Origin of the sequence: Burkholderia sp. 4M9327F10, from assembly GCF_005503145.1 — a bacterium.
Lineage (GTDB): Bacteria > Pseudomonadota > Gammaproteobacteria > Burkholderiales > Burkholderiaceae > Paraburkholderia.
This window is the reverse complement of sequence record NZ_SCNV01000025.1, coordinates 67,231-85,042: the sequence shown is the minus strand read 5'-3', so window position 1 is coordinate 85,042 and position 17,812 is coordinate 67,231. Positions and strand designations below refer to the sequence as shown.

Below are 17,812 nucleotides of genomic sequence, written 5' to 3'. Positions count from 1 at the left end.
CTCAATCTGGCGGACGGATGATCAGTCATGAGTAGTATTCCTGCAGATGCACACACGCGCTACACCGGTAGACAGATCCACACCATCTTCTGTGGACTGGTTTTGATCATGCTGCTCGGTACGATCGATCAGGCCATCGTTGCGCCGGCGCTGGCGCCGATCGCAACCGAATTCGGCGGATTCGGCAGCGTCTCATGGGTCGTGACGGCTTACCTTCTGACCTCCACCGCCAGCACACCGGTAGCGGGACGCCTGAGCGATATCCACGGGCGGCGCAGCGTCGTCATTGCCGCGCTGGTGTTGTTCCTGGCCGGCTCCATTGTGTGCGGCTGGGCGCCTGACCTGAACACGCTGATCATCGGACGCGGCATCCAGGGGCTAGGGGGCGGCGCGTTGATGGCGCTGCCCAACACCATCGTCGCCGACATTCTGTCGCCACGTGAACGGGGCCGCTACCAGGCGTATATCTCCGGCACCTACGCCGTCTCGAGCCTGGCGGGCCCCGTGCTCGGCGGCCTGTTGTCCGGGCACTATTCGTGGCGCTGGATCTTCTGGATCAACCTGCCGCTGATCGTGATTGCGGCCGGACTCAGTTGGGTCACGCTGGCGGACCTGTCGGCGCAACGCAAGGAGCACAAGATCGACTACCTCGGTTCCGCATTGATGGTCAGCTCGACCGTGTGTCTGTTGCTCGCGCTCACCTGGGGCGGGCGGCGCTTCGCGTGGGATGCGTTGCCCACCGTCGCTCTGTTCGGCGGGACCGTTGCACTCGCCGCGCTGTTCGTAGCATGGCAAAAGCGCGCCCGCGAACCGCTGCTGCCGCTCTCCATCCTGCACAACCGCATCATCGTCGTCACTTCGATCGGCGCGGTCCTGATCACGATGGTCAACATGGCGCTCAGCATCTACCTGCCGCTTTATCTTCAGATCGGCCGCGGCCAGAGCGTCGGCGAAGCGGGCGGCATGCTCACCGCACCGCTCTTCGGCGTGGTCCTTGGCTCATACCTGTCGGGGCAATACATGCGCTATAGCGGCAAATACAAGCTGCCGCCACTGGCCGGTCTGGCGGTCGCCGCTCCGGTACTCGCCATACTCGCCTACGGCATTGCCGGCCTGCCCATCGTCGCCATCGTCGCCTTGACGTTCCTTCAAGGTGTCGGGATCGGCGCCAGCCTGCCACCGATGATGGTGTCATCGCAAAACTCCGTGCCGGCAAGCGATATCGGCATCGCCACTGCTGTGCATACGTTCTTTCGCGCAGTAGGCGGCACGATCGGCGTCGCCGTCTTCAGCGCGCTCATACTCCACCTGCTCGGTACGGACGCGCGGCTGCTCGACGGTTCGCGAACCGACCTGCATACGCACGCTGCGTTCGCAACCCAGGCCGTTGGCACAGTCAGGTTGACCCACGCCTTCGGCGTATTCTTTGCGGTTTGTGCGGCGACATTGGCCCTTGCATGGGTAGCATTGAAAAATCTCCGGGTGATTCCGTTCCGCAAAACAGCGGCCCGTTTCGAAGGGACCGGAGAAGCCGGTATCCCGGCACACACCGACATGGGATGAGGCTCGACGGCACCGGGCAAGACAAGGGCTTTGATGCCGTCTTGCAAAGGCCGGACAGCGGTCAGAGCATCGACTTGCCCTGGTCGAGTATCTTGTCGCAGATCTGCTTGGTGAGCTGCTGTTTGACGCCATCGCCACCCAGGCTCAGCTTCTGCCCGCTACCTGTGTCGAGAATGCCGCTGGCGCCGTCGGTATAGCTGCTATTGGAATTCGACGCGCCACCCGGCAGCTTGCTCATGAGCGAATCCTTGACGGAAGACGCACTATTGCCACCCAGGTAGTTGTTCTTGATGCAGAACTGCAGCACGCCTGCGACGTTGCTGCTGTTGCTGGAGGTCACCGAACCGCCCGACAAGGCGCTACCGAGGTCGCCGAGGCTTCCGGACGACGTGCCGCCGGTCAGGCCGCCGAGGCTTGGCGTCGAACCGTTGCTACCCTGCTGATTGAGAAGATTGCCGAGCTGGGCGTGAACCGCGGGAAATGGAAGGGAGAGTCCGATAAGCGTTGCCGCAACTGCGACGCGGTGCATGTATGCTTTCATAGGTACCTCCGGTAGGTGGCGACTTCCGGTTGCCGTCTGAAGCTTTCATTAATCGAACGATAGCGCGTAAACCGTCCGTCTACCAATGGTTTATCGGCTCGATCGTGCGCATCAAGCTCTCCCGTTTATTGCGGCATCACAGAATCGCCCTTGCCGCGCCTCGGCTCAGGCCCGATGTCCGCCGCCCCTTCTGCTGACTCGGCCAGCCACACCAGTTCCTCCATATTGGACTGGTGCATGCTCTTCGAAGTCAGCCGGACATCGACCAGATTCACGACCACCAGGTCGAGCGACGGCACCACGACAGCGTATTGCCCGTGGCTGCCATCGGCCCAATAGGTTGGCCTCAGAAGCGCCACCTTCGGACCGCGCGGGCCGCTCGAGGGCGTACTCGTCCACCACATGTATCCGTAGCCGCCGGTCGGCGTATTGGAATACGAGGTCGTCGATTCCGCGACCCAGTCGGCCGGCACAATCTGCTGGTCACGCCAGCGGCCGTTATGCAGGTACAGCAATGCAAAGCGCGCCAGATCGCGAGCACTCATGTTGAACGGATACGCCGGATATCGGGTGGCGAGTCCCCCGGATACATAGTGCCCATCCGAGGATTGGTAATCCTGCATGCCGATCGGATTGGCGATCTCCGTCTTCAGTGCCTCGAAGATGTGCTGGCCGGTTGCCTTCTCGTAGATCGCGCCGACCGTGTTGAAGTCCCAGTTGTTGTAGTACCAGAACGTGCCCGGTGTATGGCTGTAGCGCGGCGGCTTGGAGGCCTCCATTTGCGCGGTTTCATATACCGTCGGATGATAGACCCCCGAGCGCGCTTCCAGCAGCATGCGCACGGTTGCCTGCTTTTCGGTGGATGTCAGGGATGGCTCGTTATCGTCGATACCGAGTTGATCCAGCGTCTCGTCCAGGTTTATCTGGCCTCGCGCTGCGGCAATACCAATCAGCGCGCTCATAAAACTCTTGCGCGCCGAATGGAGATTCGACTTCCGCGCAACGTCGCCCCACTCGGCCACCACCACGCCGTGCTGGACGATCATGCCTGAAGTGGAGCCCTCCCGTTTCGCATAGGCCACCGCCTGGTCAATTCCGTCCTGCGAGAAGCCCAGCGCTTTGGGCTCGACCTGGGTCCATTCGGCACCGGGGAACGGCGACTGCGCGTTGTATTCGCCGGGCGCTGATGCAGGCGGCGGGGCTGATGCACACGCACTGAGCAGCGATCCGAACAGGACAATATTGACGGCGCACGCTACAGACCCGATATTGGTCGTCATTCCCCGTTTCCCCCACGTGTAACAATGAGCTGCGATGCTGTTGACATTGATTGACCGCTACCGCGCGATCCGGGAGTAGGATTCAATCTGCGAGATACGGCCTTGGAACATCCAGGAGCGCAAGGCAGCATAGCTGATGCAAGGGCCGGATGGGCGACGGCGTCGCCCTCCTAGATGGTGAGGAACTGCCGGAATGAAAAAGTTTGCTTTACTGTGGAAGGTCTTCAAGGGCGATCTGCGCGTACTCTGGTATGCACTGCAGCATCCCGACCGCCCCGGATGGCTGATACCCGTGCTGGCTTTGGTGACCTTATACGCGATCGATCCTTTTAACGTCGCCGTACCCTTCGTCGGGATTGTGGACGATGGTGTGCTGGTTCCGATGGCATTGCACCTGATGGTCCGCTGTCTGCCAATCGAGCTGCAACATCTGCGCCGCCGGTGACGCAATTCCAGCCTGCTGCCACTCAGGTTCGGCCGGCTCCGCTCGACCCGGAACCATTGGGGACCAATTCAGCCCGGCCCCGCCGCTCCATGCGGTCTTCCCGCAGCACCCGTCGCCCCGTGCGCGAGACCAGCACAAGCGCGACCGCCAGCAAGCTGGTGCCGAACAGATAGCTCGGCGGAACGGACTGGGCGTCCGTGAACCGCGACACCACCGAAATATACAAAGGCGCCAGGCCGCCAAACAGCATCACCGCGGTGTTATACGAAATCGCCACACCGGTCGAACGGCCCTGCACAGTGAAAATCCTCACCAGCATCCCCGGGTGCGCGGCGCCTTGCAGCGTCACGAACAGCATGCCGATCAACTGCACCTCCAACAGCCTCGTTTCCGTCGGCGCGGCCAGCAAATACCAGAACAACGGGAACACACACGTCATCCAGCCCACAATGAAGAAGCAGAACAGCCGGTACGGGCCGACTCGATCCGCCAGCTTGCCGAACAGCGGCGAGAGCACGCACGACATGATGCTCGTGACGAACACCGCCTGCAGCGAAGAGCTCAGCGGCAAATGTAACTGGAATTGCGCATAGTTCGGCAAATACGCATTCCATACGTAGTTCAGCGAAGTACCGGCAATCATCACGCCCATCGCGCAGACGAGCGCATCGCCGTTTTCGCGGACGAATTCGCGCATGCGCTTGAGCAAGGGCGCCCGAGCGTCTGGACGCGCCTGCATCCGGTGAAACTCGTCCGACTCGCGGATGTGATGCCGGATGTAAAAGCCGAGCGGCCCGACCAGCGCGCCGATCAGAAACGGCACGCGCCATCCCCATGCCGCCATTTCTTCATGCGAGAGATGCTTCGACAGCAAATAGCCGCCACCCGAGGACAACATCGCCGCGATACCCAGCGACAGCATGTTGAAACTGCCGTAGAACATCTTCTTGCCCGGAGGCGCCACCTCGTAAATCGTCACCGACGACAGCGCGAACTGCGCGCCGACCGCGAAGCCTTGCACGAGCCGGCCAATCACTACCAACAGGGGCGCGACGAGCCCCAGCGTCGCGTAGCCCGGCGTCAGGCCCAGCAGCAGCGAACCCACCGACATCGCCACCATGATCCACGACAGCGCCTTCACGCGCCCCGCACGGTCCGCGTACATCCCCATCACAACGCCGCCGATCGGCCTCACCAGAAAGCCGACGGCAAACGTCGCGAACGTCAGCAGCAACGACTCGGCGTGATCGACGCCGGAGAAAAACGCCCGCGCGATCAAACTCGAAAAGTACGCATACACCATGAAGTCGAACCACTCGAACGTGCCTCCGATCACAGTGGAAACGATGACTTTCCGGATCTTCGCCGCTTCGCTGTCGGTACGCATGGATCTATTCTCCGGCGCGCTTGGCGCGCAGCACCTGCGCAAAGAAGTCCTGAACCACCTCGACGGCCTGCAGACCGTTGTGTGCGACGTTTTCCAGCTCGTCAAAACGCACCTGGATGCCGGCCGCTTCGAACGATGCCTTGAGCGTCCTGAGCCGTTCCGGCCGCGTTGCCCCGGCGTCGTTGATGCCCGGCAAATACGCCGGATTGTCCTCGCGCATCGTGATTTCCCAGGTTTCAAGATCGGCCCGGCCGACCACCATCTGCACCGCGACACGCTGCAACGCTGCCACGTCGAAGCGCTTGCCGAAGTGCCGCTCGAAGCCACCCAAACCCACCCACCAGTCCTTGCTCTGATCGAGCACGGTGACGTTGCCCGGCGCGCCGATGGACGCAGCCCACAACCGCTCGGGGTGAACGTAGGCGAAGCGGTTGACGAACTGTCCGCCACCCGAGTAGCCGAACAGCGCGAACTTGTCGAAACGCTTGCCGTAGCGCTCGCCGACTTCGCTCACCATGTCCAGCAGCACCTTGTCGTAACGGATATCGCCTTCGATCAGACGCTTGAATCCGCTGCGATCGCCATCGCCGCGCACGCCGACCGGAAACAGCGGACACAGCACGACGCAGCGGTTCCAGCGGCCAAACGGAGCGAATTCATCGCGGTATCGCATGAATTGCCGGCCCGTGCCGTGCATCACGACGACAAGCTCGACATCATTGCCGGGCGTCAGGACTTCGCGCGGTACATACAGTGCGTACGGAAAGCGCGGGTCGTGACGGCTGGCGTAGACGGTGGTCGATTCCAGATCGTACAGCGCCTGCGCTTTATCATCGCCGCGAGTGGACGGCTTCTCGGTAGTGTCGGACATCAATCATTCCTCTGGGACGGATTCAAACATATCGTGGGCGCCCGCCGAAGGCAGGGCGAACGCTAAAGGTCCTTCACGCTGCTTCGTGCAGCGGTTCGTGCTGCAAGCTGTAGCGAGTGAAGATCCGGTTGAGTGCGGGTAGCGGCGCCACATCCATCTCGCCGTCGCCCGGATGCATGACGATCATCGCGACCGTCGCCGTCATCGTATGCCGTGTGCCCAGGCGTGGCGGACGGCATACCGAGTACGGCGTAGCAAAGGCGTCGAACAGCGCGGCCTTGACCGCGTTGCGATCCACCTTGGGCGCTGCATTCAGCAATTGACGCACGCGCCAGTCGCGGTAATAGCTGTCCGGCGAGTTCTCGCAGCCCGTGTCGCGCAGCTTGGTGCGGGCAACCGGACTCACCCAATGGTTCGCGTGCACGATCAGTTGATCGTCGCCCGGATAGATCGGGAACGCTTCGTCCGGCGCGCACTCGAAATCGATGCCGAAGCCCTCGGCCATGCCGAGCATGATGTTGTTCGAGCATGACTTCGGCGTGGTGGCGATCACGCGCAGCGCGTTGGCGAACACCGGCTCCTCGAGCACGCGCCGGCGCAACAGCGAGAGCGGTACGCCGAGCTGCGTATAGTCGCGATCGGATTCGAGATAGTTCGCCGTGATCGACACGCCGGCGGCATTCAGCCCGCTGCGCGCGAGACCACCCGCCTCGACGAAAGTCAGAAAATCGGGCCCGTCCTCGTTGCGCACCCGCAAGACGATGCCGGTATCCACACAATCGGCCTTCCAGTCCCAGTTCTGCGCGTGGATCAGTTTCCCGGTCGCCGAACGGGAAGGCAGCACCAGCACGCCGGTACAGCCGTCTTCGTCCTCAGCCTCCAGCGCTTTTTCCGCACGCGCCTTTGCCAGCACCTCGGTGCGGGCGTTGATCATCACAATGTCCTCGTAGGACACCTCTGCACCCGCGGCGATGCCGCGCATTTCTTCCAGATACGCAGGCTGAAACTCGCCGATAGCCTGCTCAAGCGAGCGGATCAGCGCCATTTGCGATGCTTCGCTGTAGCCGAGATTGCGCAGCGTCTGCCCGTAGCGCGCGGCGCTCAGATGCACGCGCTCGGCCACCGCGCGGCCGTATTGCACGCCGCGGTCATACGGTTTGCCGGACACACTGACAAAAGGAAATTGCTGGATTTGCGACATCGTGGGACTCCTCATGCTGGAAAGCACCGGGCCGGTCAAATGCGTCAAAGGTAACGAGCGGGCCAACTGCGGGGACACCGCGCCCGGTCCGCTACGCGTCAACGCTCGTGGCGTCGGCTCGGCTTGAAAATCGATTCTCAGACGCGAGAAATAAAATAAAAAGCGTTATTTTGTTGCCTCAAGCGAAAGATTTTTTTTCGTTTCGTGCGATCATGCTACCCACTGCAGCAGCGGGCAAACGCGCCGCTTACGCGTTTGCCGGCAGCCCTCGAGGAGGTTTGGCATGAGTGAAATCCGTATGCTCCGGACGTTTCTGGCAATCGAGAAACACGGAACCATGGCAGCCGCAGCGGATCGCATGGCGCTCACGCACGCAGCCGTCGGTGCGCAGATGCGCACGCTGGAACGCGTGTGCCAGCGCCAGTTGTTCGACCGCAGTGGGCGAAGCATCCAGTTGAACGATGCCGGCCGCTCGATCATCGAGCAGGCGCGCACGGTGGTCGCCGCCTACGACTCGCTACTGCGCGGCGTGGCCGACACGCGCAGCATCGAAGGTTCGATCACGATCGGCTCGACCGTTTCCTCGATGGGCTTTCTCGCGGCAAACGTAATCCGGTTAAAGGTGTCTTATCCGGGCCTGAATGTGCGCCTCACTCATGGCAGCACGCCCGATCTGGAACGTCAGGTGCGTGCCGGCGCGATCGACGCGGCGGTGATCATCAGCGAGCCGAGGGCGACGACATTGCCCGAATTGTGGGAACGCCTGTACGACGAACCCCTTGTGCTGCTGGCCAATATGGCGACCGCACCGGCCGACGCGTCTGTCACCTCGCTGCTCAAACGCTTCCCGTTCATCGGCTTCGAAGCGGCATCGCTCACCGGCGCACATGTCACCAGCCTGCTGCGCCGCTTGCGCGTGGAGGTCAACCCGGTGCTGGAAATGAACTCGATTGCGGCGATTGCCGATCTGGTCCGGCAAAACGTCGGCGTATCGATCGTGCCGCACCTGCGTCATGCCGCCTGGAACGACGACCCGCTGTTGTGCGTCAAGCCGATTCCCGGCACCACGTGGCGCCGGCAGATCGGCTGGTACGAGTTCGGCCGTCAGCCGCTGGCGACGGCGATCGTCAAGAATCAGTTGCTGTCGGCGCTGGCGGAGTAAAACCTCTCAATCCCTGCATCGCAGCAGATGGATCGGCGGTAGATTTTTTGAAAGCGGCGCAGTCTAATATAAGAGTATTCGCATCGGCTCGAGCCTGTCGGCGGCCGACCGGTGCGTCGCGCAGCCGAATCCGGAGGTCCTTCATCATGCAGCTTGCGAAAATCGTCATCGGAATAGCCGCCCTCGCCGGTGTAACCATGGCCTACGCCGACGGATTCGACATCAGAAGGTCCATTTCGAACGGGCGTGAACTGCGCCTCGTCGAACATACGCCCGAATGTGCCGGTGGTCCGGGTGCATTCATTTACCGCCAAGGCAAGCAGATCGACCAGACCTGCAATGTCACTCTGACGGCAACAGGCGCAACGATACGGATGCCGGCTTTCGAGCCGCGCATCTTCTTCCCGCGCGACACGCTGTACCCCAGCTCGTAATCAGGAGCGAGCGCCTAGGAGATGCAGAAGCTTTCGACGAAAATGCGCCGAACGGGTCTGTCTGGCGCGCTGGTTTTCATGCTGGCGATCAGCGCCGTGGCGTTCGCCCCAGTGTCCACGTTCGCGCAGACTCAAGGCGCGCCCCTCGCACAAGCTACCGGCTCGCAGCCGGCGCAGCCAGCCGGCGACATGGTGAAGCTGTTTGCGCCGAGCGGAACGTTGCGCGCCTCCATCAATCTCGGCAATCCGGTGCTGGCAAGCATCGATCCGGCCACCGGCAAGCCTGTCGGCGTCTCGGTCGATCTTGCCGCCGAACTCGCCCGCCGTCTCGGCGTGCCGCTGGAACTGGTCGCGGTAAAGTCCGCGGGTGCATCCGTCGACAACGTGAATCAGGACAAGGCCGACATCGGCTTCTTCGCCGTGGATCCGAAGCGCGGGCAGGAAATCAGTTTCACGAAGCCGTATGTCTTGATCGAAGGCTTTTACCTGGTGCGCGAGACCTCGCCGATCACCACCAACGATCAGGTCGATCAAGCGGGTGTGACGGTCGCAGTCGGCAAAGACAGCGCCTACGACCTGTTTCTCACGCGCGAATTGCATCACGCGCAGATTGTGCGGATTGCAACCTCGCCCGCCGTGGTGCAAAGCTTTCTGGACCAGCACCTGGATGTGGCCGCGGGCGTCAAGCAACAGCTCGAAACCGATGCCGCGAAAGCCGGCGGATTGCGCATCCTCGATCAGCGTTTCATGGTGATCCGCCAGGCGATGGGGGTGCCGAAAAAGAGGGGCGATGAAGCGGCCGCCTATCTCTCGACGTTTGTCGAAGAGATGAAATCATCAGGCTTTGTCGCGGCATCCCTCGCGCGCCACCAGATCACGGGCGCGGTCGTAGCTACGGGCGCTGACTAACAACGCCCTTCGCCTCGGGTTGCCTAAAGAAAACCTCTTACGGGCGCGATGGCGCCGTCGCCAACGCCGCCTGGGCGCGCTGCAGCCACTCGCGGTTGTGTTCCCGCGCATGCCGCGGCCAGTGCTTCGCATCCTGCGCGATATCCGCGTACAAGCTAATAGCACGCTGGCGATCCGCCTCATCGCCTTGCTTGACCAGCCAGTCCGCAAACAGACAGCGCGGCGCCGCATCGCTGGCGCACGCAAGCGACTGCTCGAAGGCCGCCCGCGTGCCGGGGGCATCGAGTGCGGCTAGGGTCCGCGCATAGAGCAGCGCCGGCTCGGGTGCTGGCGTGCCTGCGGGTTCGCGTCAAACAGCCGCGTGAGGCTCGCCTCCCCCGCCGCGTGCTGACCGACCGAAAACTGTGCCTTTGCCAGACCGAGCAGCAAGGCGGGATCGGTCGCAAACGGCCCATTCGCGGCCGCCTGATAATGCTCCAGCGCTTCACCGGCTTGCCCCGCCTCCAGCAACGCCGCGCCGAGGCGCATCCGGTGCTCGACCGTGGGCGCGCGGTCGAAGTTGACGCGCGCCTCGCGCACTGCGCGATTGGGATCGACCAGTTGCGAAATCGCCCGTGTGGCGGCGCGGCCGCCGCGCGACTCGCGCAGGCTCGGCAAATAGATCGCGAACAGGTAGACCAGACTGCCTAGCAGCGGGAAAGCGAACAGCAGCAACAGCCAGTACATATTCTGGTGAGTACGCACCACATGCACGGCAAAAAACAGCGCAACGATGACGTGAAGACCGATTCCAAAAAATGACATGTTTTCGACTTGATCCGGTAAATTGCTGCATTGCAGATGCCACAGTCTACCTAAGACCGGGTATGAGCGCCCCCCTCTGCCAGCCCGCCGAATGGCCTATCCCATTCGCCGCCACGACGCGGACCCGCCGGTGGCGTAAAATACGCCCTTTCCCGAACTTCTCGCCAACATGACGCTCGCCTCCACCCTTGAGATCATCGCCGAACTGAAAGCCGGCCGGATGGTGATACTCGTCGACGAAGAAGACCGCGAAAACGAGGGCGACCTCGTCATAGCCGCCGAATTCGTCACGCCGGAAGCGATCAACTTCATGGCCCGCTATGGCCGCGGCCTCGTCTGCCTGACGCTTACGCAGGAGCGCTGCAAGCTGCTGAACCTGCCGCTCATGACGTACCGCAACGGCACCCAGTACGGCACGGCGTTCACCGTCAGCATTGAAGCGGCTGAAGGCGTCACCACGGGCATTTCGGCGGCCGACCGGGCCCGCACGATCCTTACCGCCGTCGCGCATGACGCGCGGGCCGAACATATCGTCCAGCCCGGCCACGTGTTTCCGATCATGGCGCAGCCCGGCGGTGTGCTGGTGCGCGCCGGCCACACCGAAGCCGGCTGCGATTTCACCGCGCTGGCGGGCCTCACGCCCGCAGCGGTGATCTGCGAGATCATCAAGGACGACGGCACCATGGCGCGCCTGCCGGACCTGCTCGAGTTCGCCAAGGAACACAACCTGAAGATCGGCACGATTGCCGACCTGATTCACTACCGCAGCCGCACGGAGTCGATCGTCGAGCGCATCTGCGAGCGCACCATGCAGACCGCACACGGCCCGTTCCGCGCGGTCATGTATCTCGACCAGCCGAGCGGCCAGCCGCATATCGCGCTGGTGCGCGGCAAGCCCACCCCGGAGCAGGAAACGCCGGTGCGGGTGCACGAGCCGCTTTCGGTGCTGGACCTGCTCGAAGTCAGCACGTCGACCCACTCGTGGACGCTGGATGCCGCGATGAAAGAGATCGCCGAACGCGATCTCGGCGTGGTCGTGCTGCTCAATTGCGGCGATTCGAAGGACCACCTGATCGACGTCTTCAAGGCGTTCGATTCGAAGGACAAGGCCGACGCACTCAAGCGCCGCCCGGTCGATTTCAAGACCTACGGAATCGGCGCGCAGATCCTGCGCGAACTGGGCGTCGGCAAGATGCAGGTGCTGTCCAACCCGCGCAAGCTGGGCAGCATGTCGGGCTACGGTCTCGAAGTCACGGGCTTCGTGCCGATGCCGGGCTGCCCGTCCCAAACGCCGCAAACGCCCTGACCGGCACCAGCAGTCGCAAGGCTGATCCGACCATTCACGCGCATTAGCGCTCACTCAAACAAACACTACGGACTCACTATGGAAATCGGACAATACCAACCGAACCTCGATGGCGACGGCCTGCGTATCGGCATCGTCCAGGCGCGCTTTAACGAGCCCGTCTGCAACGGCCTCGCGGATGCGTGCATCGAAGAACTCGAACGCCTCGGCGTCACCGGCGAAGACGTGCTGCTCGTCACCGTGCCTGGCGCGCTGGAAATCCCGCTGGCGCTGCAAAAGCTCGCGGAAAGCGGCCAGTTCGACGCCCTGATCGCGCTCGGCGCGGTGATTCGCGGCGAGACCTATCATTTCGAACTGGTGTCGAACGAAAGCGGCTCGGGCATCACCCGCATCGGCCTCGACTTCGGCATTCCGGTCGCCAACGCCGTGCTGACCACGGAAACCGACGAGCAGGCCGTCGCACGTATGACCGAAAAGGGTCGCGACGCAGCACGCGTGGCCGTCGAAATGGCGAACCTCGCGGTCGCGCTCGAACAACTCGGCGGCGACGATGACGACGACGAGGAAGAAGACGAGGACGACGAAGAGGGACAGGCATGAAGAGCGCTCGCCGACGTTCCCGCGAACTGGCCACGCAGGGGCTGTATCAGTGGCTGCTGTCGGGCGCGCCCGGTGGCGAGATCGACGCGCAGTTGCGCGGCGCGCAAGGCTTCGACAAGGCGGATCACGAGCACCTGGACACGCTGCTGCACGGCGTGATCCGCGACTCGGAGGCCCTGTCGGCCGACCTCGCGCCGTGTCTCGACCGCCCGATCGACCAGCTCTCGCCGGTCGAACGCGCGGTGCTGCTCGTTGCAGCGTATGAGCTGAAGAATCACGTCGACATTCCGTATCGCGTCGTCATCAACGAAGCTGTCGAACTCGCCAAGACGTTCGGCGGCGCCGACGGCTACAAGTACGTCAACGGCGTGCTGGACAAGCTGGCGGCGCAATTCCGCCTTGCCGAAACGCAAGCGGCTCGCAAGTAGCAAGCTGCCGTGCACGGACCTGCCTCGCCGGCGCAAGCGTGCCTGCAAACCCACGTTTGCCGCGCGCGATTCCGGCCGGCGGCGTTCCGGCGCGCAGCCTTGCGCATTGCCTGACATGACGGCATCGCATGCCGCCACGCTTTTGAAATGGCATTTACTGTACTGACTGTATGAACTCCGTGACCGAACCGTTGGTGCGGCTTGCTGCGCGCGTCGACGCCATCCAGCCTTTCTATGTGATGGAGTTGGCGAAGGAAGCCGCCCTGCTGGAGCGCAAAGGGCGCGACATCATTCACATGGGAATCGGCGAGCCCGATTTCACCGCCCCCGAGCCGGTCATTGAAGCTGCGGCCAGCGCGATGCGCCGCGGCGTGACGCAGTACACCAGCGCGCTCGGCCTGCATGCGCTGCGCGAGGCAATCGCCGGGCATTATGCGCACGCCTATGGCATTGACGTGGATCCCGCACGGATTGTCGTGACGGCCGGCGCGTCGGCTGCGCTGCTGCTCGCGTGCACGGCGCTGGTCGACCGTGACGATGAAGTGCTGATGCCCGATCCCTGCTATCCGTGCAACCGGCACTTTGTCGCCGCTGCGGAGGGCAAGCCGGTGCTGGTGCCGAGCGGCCCGGCGGAACGCTTTCAACTGACTGCAGCCGACGTCGAGCGCCTGTGGAACGAACACACGCGTGGCGTGCTGCTGGCGTCGCCCTCCAACCCCACCGGCACCTCCATCGAGCCGGCGGAATTGAAGCGCATCGTCGAAGCAGTGCGTGCACGCGGCGGCTTCACGATCGTCGACGAGATCTATCAGGGCTTGAGCTACGGCACACCACCGGTCTCCGCCTTGTCGTTCGGCGACGATGTGATCACCGTCAACAGCTTCTCGAAGTACTTCAACATGACCGGCTGGCGGCTGGGCTGGCTGGTTGTGCCGCCAACGCTTGTCGGCGCATTCGAGAAGCTTGCGCAAAACCTGTTCATCTGCGCGTCGGCGCTGGCCCAGCATGCCGCGCTCGCCTGCTTCGAGGCGGACACGCTGGCGATCTATGAAGCCCGCCGCCTCGAATTCAAGCGCCGCCGCGATTTCATTGCTCCCGCGCTCGAATCGCTCGGCTTCACGGTGCCCGTGATGCCGGACGGCGCATTCTATGTCTACGCGGATTGCAGCCGGGTCGCCCATGCGGCGGCCGGCGACAGCGCTGCACTCACCACAGCCATGCTGCACGACGCAGGTGTTGTGCTGGTGCCGGGGATGGATTTCGGCAACCACGCGCCGCGCTCATATATCCGTTTGTCGTATGCGACGGCGTATTCGAAGCTCGAAGAGGCAGTTGAGCGCCTGCGCGGGTTCTTCGGAGGCTGAACGACGTGCATCCGCCTTACGTGGGTGCTCACCCGGCGCCAGCCGCCACTCTCGGCATCGCAACATGAAAAAAGGCACCCTCGGGTGCCTTTCTCATTTGTACTGCGCTTACTGCTATTGGTGGATCTTACGACTCGCCACCCACTCTCTCCCAGCTTCAGGCGCCCAACTCCGGCGTCGCTGCATGCTTGGCCGTGGTGCTCGCATCATCCTGCTCCGGCGCCTTGACCGGCGTGGTCGTGGTCAGCGGATGCGCAGAATCGAGCGTCACCTGAACACGCTTGACGGGCGCAGGTGCGGCACCCGAGGCCGGCGTGTTCGAAGCAGTCGTCACGACCGGTGCTTGCGGTGCGTTGATCGGCACCTTGCGGCCGCGCGCCACGTCACGCAGACGGCCACGTTCAGCCATCACCTTGGCGCCGTAACCGCCGTCGTCCTGCGAGGTCGAGCCCACGTAGAGACGCAGGCCGCCCGGCAGCGAACCGCCGCGAGCAATGCAGTCCTTCAGCACGAGCGCGCCAACCTTGATGTTGGCAAGCGGATCGAGCGCGGCGCTTTCGCCGCCGAAATACTGGAACTTGTCCGAGTGCACCTTCGACATCACCTGCATCAGGCCCTGTGCGCCCACGCCGCTTTCGGCATACGGGTTGAAGCCCGATTCGATCGCCATCACCGAGAGCAGCAGCAGCGGATCGAGGCCCACTTCGCGGCCGGTATCGAACGCGGCCTTGACCAGTTCGCCCACCGGCTCCTGGGCAACGCGATAGCGGCGCGCCAGATAGGAAGCCACCAGATCCTGCTCACGGGTCGACACCAGCACACGGTCGTCACGCGCGTCGGCAGCGACACGCTGCGACGGGATCAGGCGAGCAAGCGCGCTGACGCTTTGCACCGAGTGCGGATCGAGCGCGTTGAAAGCCGTGACGCCCAGACCGCTGGTGCCACTGCCGTCAAAGGCGCCGTCATAGCTGGTATTGCTCGTGCTGCCGTCGCTGTTGGCCGGGTTGGCAGACAGCGTATCGTCGGAACCCACTCCACTGGAGGGGCCGAACGAGGGCAGCGGGTTGCCCTGCAGCAGACGGGCGGGGCCGGCCTGCACAGCAGCGGAAATGACCGGCATCAACTTTGCGGCCAGGGTGCCGCGCCATGCCGGCATCAGCCACAACGCGAGCGCCAGCAGGATGGCGAAACCGCCAACAATGCTGAACAGGTGATGACTCATTCGCGTACCGCGACGCAAGACAGCGCGCATGGCTTGCGCTAGTCGTTCGTCGGGACGCCACGTTAACCAGGCGTTCATTCAGATCTCCCATCTTGCATGATCTGCGAACCCCACCGGTCTGGCCGGCATCAAAACACGTTCGCAGAGTCAAGACGTCGCGCGCTCTGGTTAGGGCGGCAGCGGCGTCGGGAATACGGCATCAAAACCGTCGGTGGGGAGCCATCTGGAAAACAGCTCGGTGCTGTGCCAAAAAAGCAGGCACGCAGAGGCTCCCACGCGAAAAACCAGCGTCAGGTCACGCTGGCGAGGACTGCAAAAAAGGCCGTCAATACCGCGCAGGGGGTCGGTAAGCGGTGACGCGTTGCGTCGTAAGAACCGGGGGGCGGTGGTAAAAAGGTTCACGCCCTGCAACCAATGTGACCGGATTCTAGCAGGGTTAAATAGATCGTCAACACTATAGATAGGCAAAAGTATAACTAATTGTAATAACGAACAGTGTTCAGCGCGATCAAACCCGCGCGCTGCGCGCCTCTCGAGCCAGTTACAGATTTCCTCGGGCAACGTGCGCCAACCAACGCAGGTAAAATCGACAATCGTTCCCGCGCGGCAACCGGCTGTCGCGCCCCACTTTCCGCCGCGCTGCGCGGCCCGGATCCAGACCAGATGAAATACAAAGACCTGCGCGACTTCGTCGGCCGTCTCGAAACACTAGGCGAGCTGCGCCGTATCCCGCAAAACGTCTCGCCTGTCCTGGAAATGACCGAGCTATGCGACCGGGTGCTGCGCGCCGGCGGCCCGGCGCTGATGTTTGAGAGCAGGCAGAGCCATGCGTTCCCGGTGCTTGGCAACCTGTTCGGTACGCCACGGCGTGTGGCGCTAGGCATGGGTATCGATACGGGCGCACAGGAAGGCGACAACGGCGCGCTGGAGTCGCTGCGCGACGTCGGCCGCCTGTTGTCGGCGCTCAAGGAGCCCGAGCCGCCCAAGGGCCTCAGGGACGCCGGCAAGCTGTTCTCGCTCGCCAAGGCGGTCTGGGACATGGCGCCGAAGACGGTGAGCGCCCCACCCTGCCAGGAAATCGTCTGGGAAGGCGCGGATGTCGACCTCGCCAGGCTGCCGATTCAGACCTGCTGGCCGGGCGACGCGGGTCCGTTGATCACATGGGGCCTGACCGTCACGCGCGGCCCGAACAAGAGCCGCCAAAACCTCGGCATATACCGCCAGCAATTGATCGGGCGTAACAAACTCATCATGCGTTGGCTGGCCCATCGCGGCGGCGCGCTCGATTTTCGCGAGTTCGCACTGCAGAACCCCGGCAAGCCGTATCCGGTAGCCGTCGTACTCGGCGCCGATCCGGCCACTATCCTCGGCGCGGTCACACCGGTGCCGGACACGCTCTCGGAATACCAGTTCGCCGGCCTCCTGCGCGGCGGCCGCACCGAGCTCGCCAGGTGCATCACGCCGGGTGTCGATACGCTGCAGGTGCCGGCGCGCGCGGAGATCGTACTGGAAGGTTTCATCTACCCGCAGGAAGGGACACCCACACCGGCACCGGACGGTGCCCCGCCGCGCCCCTCCAGGGGCGCGAGTGCCGCCTACGAGCATGCGCTCGAGGGTCCCTACGGCGACCACACCGGCTACTACAACGAACAGGAGTGGTTCCCGGTGTTTACCGTCGAGCGCATCACGATGCGCCGCGACGCGATCTACCACTCCACCTACACCGGCAAACCGCCCGACGAACCCGCCGTGCTGGGTGTTGCGCTCAACGAGGTGTTCGTGCCGCTGCTGCAGAAGCAGTTCACCGAGATCACCGACTTCTATCTCCCGCCCGAAGGCTGTAGCTACCGGATGGCAATCGTGCAGATGAAGAAGAGCTACCCCGGCCATGCCAAACGGGTGATGTTCGGCGTGTGGAGTTTCTTGCGACAATTCATGTACACGAAGTTCATCGTCGTGGTCGACGAGGACGTGAATATCCGCGACTGGAAGGAAGTGATCTGGGCGATCACCACCCGCATCGACCCGGTGCGCGACACCGTGCTGGTCGATCGCACGCCGATAGACTATCTGGATTTCGCCTCGCCGGTGGCGGGACTCGGTTCGAAGATGGGTCTCGACGCCACCAACAAGTGGCCTGGCGAAACCGACCGCGAATGGGGCCGCCCCATCGAGATGGATGCGGCGGTCAAGCAACGCGTCGACGCATTGTGGAGCGAACTGGGTTTGTAGCCCCGAGTTTCGTACCGTGCGCGGCGCTGTGCAACGCCATGCAATTCAGGCCTTTAAACAAGG

16 protein-coding genes and 1 pseudogene are annotated in these 17,812 nt (G+C 63.1%); 10 read left to right on the top strand and 7 right to left on the bottom strand.

Annotation, left to right across the window (positions count from 1 at the left end; translation table 11 throughout):
• Positions 1 to 27: 27 nt before the first annotated feature.
• A complete protein-coding gene (locus FFS45_RS22075) occupies positions 28 to 1,563 on the top strand; it encodes an MFS transporter (RefSeq protein WP_137956752.1) in 1,536 nt (511 codons plus the stop codon).
• 61 nt (positions 1,564 to 1,624) lie between these two features.
• On the opposite strand, the gene FFS45_RS22070 is transcribed toward FFS45_RS22075, so the two are convergent.
• Positions 1,625 to 2,104: a DUF2501 domain-containing protein gene (locus FFS45_RS22070; RefSeq protein WP_137956751.1), complete on the bottom strand. Its 480-nt coding sequence runs from the start codon at positions 2,102 to 2,104 to the stop codon at positions 1,625 to 1,627.
• Positions 2,105 to 2,229: 125 nt separating this feature from the next.
• The gene (locus FFS45_RS22065) at positions 2,230 to 3,384 is read right to left on the bottom strand and encodes a serine hydrolase (RefSeq protein ID WP_137956750.1); all 1,155 of its coding nucleotides are present in this window, start codon (positions 3,382 to 3,384) and stop codon (positions 2,230 to 2,232) included.
• A gap of 193 nt (positions 3,385 to 3,577) precedes the next feature.
• Here FFS45_RS22065 and FFS45_RS22060 point away from each other — a divergent pair, with 193 nt between their 5' ends.
• Positions 3,578 to 3,829 (top strand): hypothetical protein, encoded by a 252-nt coding sequence (locus FFS45_RS22060; protein ID WP_137956749.1) that lies wholly within the window; start codon positions 3,578 to 3,580, stop codon positions 3,827 to 3,829.
• Between the two features lie 22 nt (positions 3,830 to 3,851).
• On the opposite strand, the gene FFS45_RS22055 is transcribed toward FFS45_RS22060, so the two are convergent.
• The 3 genes from FFS45_RS22055 to FFS45_RS22045 all read right to left on the bottom strand — a co-directional run bounded on the left by FFS45_RS22055 (position 3,852) and on the right by FFS45_RS22045 (position 7,288).
• On the bottom strand, positions 3,852 to 5,216 hold the full coding sequence (locus tag FFS45_RS22055; RefSeq protein ID WP_137956748.1) for an MFS transporter: 1,365 nt from the start codon (positions 5,214 to 5,216) through the stop codon (positions 3,852 to 3,854).
• A 4-nt stretch (positions 5,217 to 5,220) separates the two neighbouring features.
• Positions 5,221 to 6,087, bottom strand: a complete 867-nt coding sequence (locus tag FFS45_RS22050; protein ID WP_249362880.1) for an alpha/beta hydrolase — start codon at positions 6,085 to 6,087, stop codon at positions 5,221 to 5,223.
• Positions 6,088 to 6,160: 73 nt separating this feature from the next.
• On the bottom strand, positions 6,161 to 7,288 hold the full coding sequence (locus tag FFS45_RS22045) for a C45 family peptidase (protein ID WP_137956747.1): 1,128 nt from the start codon (positions 7,286 to 7,288) through the stop codon (positions 6,161 to 6,163).
• A gap of 283 nt (positions 7,289 to 7,571) precedes the next feature.
• Between FFS45_RS22045 and FFS45_RS22040 the strand changes: the two genes are divergently transcribed.
• The 3 genes from FFS45_RS22040 (at position 7,572) to FFS45_RS22030 (ending at position 9,793) form a co-directional block, all read left to right on the top strand.
• On the top strand, positions 7,572 to 8,450 hold the full coding sequence (locus FFS45_RS22040) for a LysR family transcriptional regulator (RefSeq protein WP_249362879.1): 879 nt from the start codon (positions 7,572 to 7,574) through the stop codon (positions 8,448 to 8,450).
• Between the two features lie 146 nt (positions 8,451 to 8,596).
• Positions 8,597 to 8,884, top strand: coding sequence for a hypothetical protein (locus FFS45_RS22035; protein WP_137956746.1), 288 nt, complete (start codon positions 8,597 to 8,599; stop codon positions 8,882 to 8,884).
• Between the two features lie 189 nt (positions 8,885 to 9,073).
• Positions 9,074 to 9,793, top strand: coding sequence for an ABC transporter substrate-binding protein (locus FFS45_RS22030; protein WP_249362883.1), 720 nt, complete (start codon positions 9,074 to 9,076; stop codon positions 9,791 to 9,793).
• Between the two features lie 37 nt (positions 9,794 to 9,830).
• On the opposite strand, the pseudogene FFS45_RS22025 reads toward FFS45_RS22030, so the two are convergent.
• Positions 9,831 to 10,597: pseudogene (locus FFS45_RS22025) on the bottom strand (hypothetical protein).
• Positions 10,598 to 10,766: 169 nt separating this feature from the next.
• Here FFS45_RS22025 and ribBA point away from each other — a divergent pair.
• The 4 genes from ribBA (at position 10,767) to FFS45_RS22005 (ending at position 14,295) form a co-directional block, all read left to right on the top strand.
• Complete coding sequence (gene ribBA, locus FFS45_RS22020; RefSeq protein WP_137956745.1) at positions 10,767 to 11,903, top strand: bifunctional 3,4-dihydroxy-2-butanone-4-phosphate synthase/GTP cyclohydrolase II; 1,137 nt, start codon at positions 10,767 to 10,769, stop codon at positions 11,901 to 11,903.
• Positions 11,904 to 11,981: 78 nt separating this feature from the next.
• Entirely contained in the window at positions 11,982 to 12,503 is a 522-nt protein-coding gene (gene ribH, locus FFS45_RS22015) for a 6,7-dimethyl-8-ribityllumazine synthase (RefSeq protein WP_137956744.1), read from the top strand.
• The gene (gene nusB / locus FFS45_RS22010; protein ID WP_137956743.1) at positions 12,500 to 12,931 is read left to right on the top strand and encodes a transcription antitermination factor NusB; all 432 of its coding nucleotides are present in this window, start codon (positions 12,500 to 12,502) and stop codon (positions 12,929 to 12,931) included. The genes ribH and nusB overlap by 4 nt, the downstream gene beginning before the upstream one ends.
• A gap of 170 nt (positions 12,932 to 13,101) precedes the next feature.
• Complete coding sequence (locus FFS45_RS22005) at positions 13,102 to 14,295, top strand: pyridoxal phosphate-dependent aminotransferase (protein ID WP_137956742.1); 1,194 nt, start codon at positions 13,102 to 13,104, stop codon at positions 14,293 to 14,295.
• 157 nt (positions 14,296 to 14,452) lie between these two features.
• On the opposite strand, the gene FFS45_RS22000 is transcribed toward FFS45_RS22005, so the two are convergent.
• Entirely contained in the window at positions 14,453 to 15,595 is a 1,143-nt protein-coding gene (locus FFS45_RS22000) for a lytic transglycosylase domain-containing protein (protein ID WP_137956741.1), read from the bottom strand.
• 585 nt (positions 15,596 to 16,180) lie between these two features.
• On the opposite strand from FFS45_RS22000, the gene FFS45_RS21995 reads away from it, so the two are divergent.
• Positions 16,181 to 17,749: a UbiD family decarboxylase gene (locus FFS45_RS21995; RefSeq protein ID WP_137956740.1), complete on the top strand. Its 1,569-nt coding sequence runs from the start codon at positions 16,181 to 16,183 to the stop codon at positions 17,747 to 17,749.
• Positions 17,750 to 17,812 lie beyond the last annotated feature (63 nt).

Excerpts from the sequence above, each read along its gene's own strand:
- FFS45_RS22075 (WP_137956752.1), top strand. The coding sequence starts at position 28 with ATGAGTAGTATTCCTGCAGATGCACACACGCGCTACACCGGTAGACAG.
- FFS45_RS22070 (WP_137956751.1), bottom strand. The coding sequence starts at position 2,104 with ATGAAAGCATACATGCACCGCGTCGCAGTTGCGGCAACGCTTATCGGA.
- FFS45_RS22065 (WP_137956750.1), bottom strand. The coding sequence starts at position 3,384 with ATGACGACCAATATCGGGTCTGTAGCGTGCGCCGTCAATATTGTCCTG.
- FFS45_RS22060 (WP_137956749.1), top strand. The coding sequence starts at position 3,578 with ATGAAAAAGTTTGCTTTACTGTGGAAGGTCTTCAAGGGCGATCTGCGC.
- FFS45_RS22055 (WP_137956748.1), bottom strand. The coding sequence starts at position 5,216 with ATGCGTACCGACAGCGAAGCGGCGAAGATCCGGAAAGTCATCGTTTCC.
- FFS45_RS22050 (WP_249362880.1), bottom strand. The coding sequence starts at position 6,087 with ATGTCCGACACTACCGAGAAGCCGTCCACTCGCGGCGATGATAAAGCG.
- FFS45_RS22045 (WP_137956747.1), bottom strand. The coding sequence starts at position 7,288 with ATGTCGCAAATCCAGCAATTTCCTTTTGTCAGTGTGTCCGGCAAACCG.
- FFS45_RS22040 (WP_249362879.1), top strand. The coding sequence starts at position 7,572 with ATGAGTGAAATCCGTATGCTCCGGACGTTTCTGGCAATCGAGAAACAC.
- FFS45_RS22035 (WP_137956746.1), top strand. The coding sequence starts at position 8,597 with ATGCAGCTTGCGAAAATCGTCATCGGAATAGCCGCCCTCGCCGGTGTA.
- FFS45_RS22030 (WP_249362883.1), top strand. The coding sequence starts at position 9,074 with ATGGTGAAGCTGTTTGCGCCGAGCGGAACGTTGCGCGCCTCCATCAAT.
- ribBA (WP_137956745.1), top strand. The coding sequence starts at position 10,767 with ATGACGCTCGCCTCCACCCTTGAGATCATCGCCGAACTGAAAGCCGGC.
- ribH (WP_137956744.1), top strand. The coding sequence starts at position 11,982 with ATGGAAATCGGACAATACCAACCGAACCTCGATGGCGACGGCCTGCGT.
- nusB (WP_137956743.1), top strand. The coding sequence starts at position 12,500 with ATGAAGAGCGCTCGCCGACGTTCCCGCGAACTGGCCACGCAGGGGCTG.
- FFS45_RS22005 (WP_137956742.1), top strand. The coding sequence starts at position 13,102 with ATGAACTCCGTGACCGAACCGTTGGTGCGGCTTGCTGCGCGCGTCGAC.
- FFS45_RS22000 (WP_137956741.1), bottom strand. The coding sequence starts at position 15,595 with ATGAACGCCTGGTTAACGTGGCGTCCCGACGAACGACTAGCGCAAGCC.
- FFS45_RS21995 (WP_137956740.1), top strand. The coding sequence starts at position 16,181 with ATGAAATACAAAGACCTGCGCGACTTCGTCGGCCGTCTCGAAACACTA.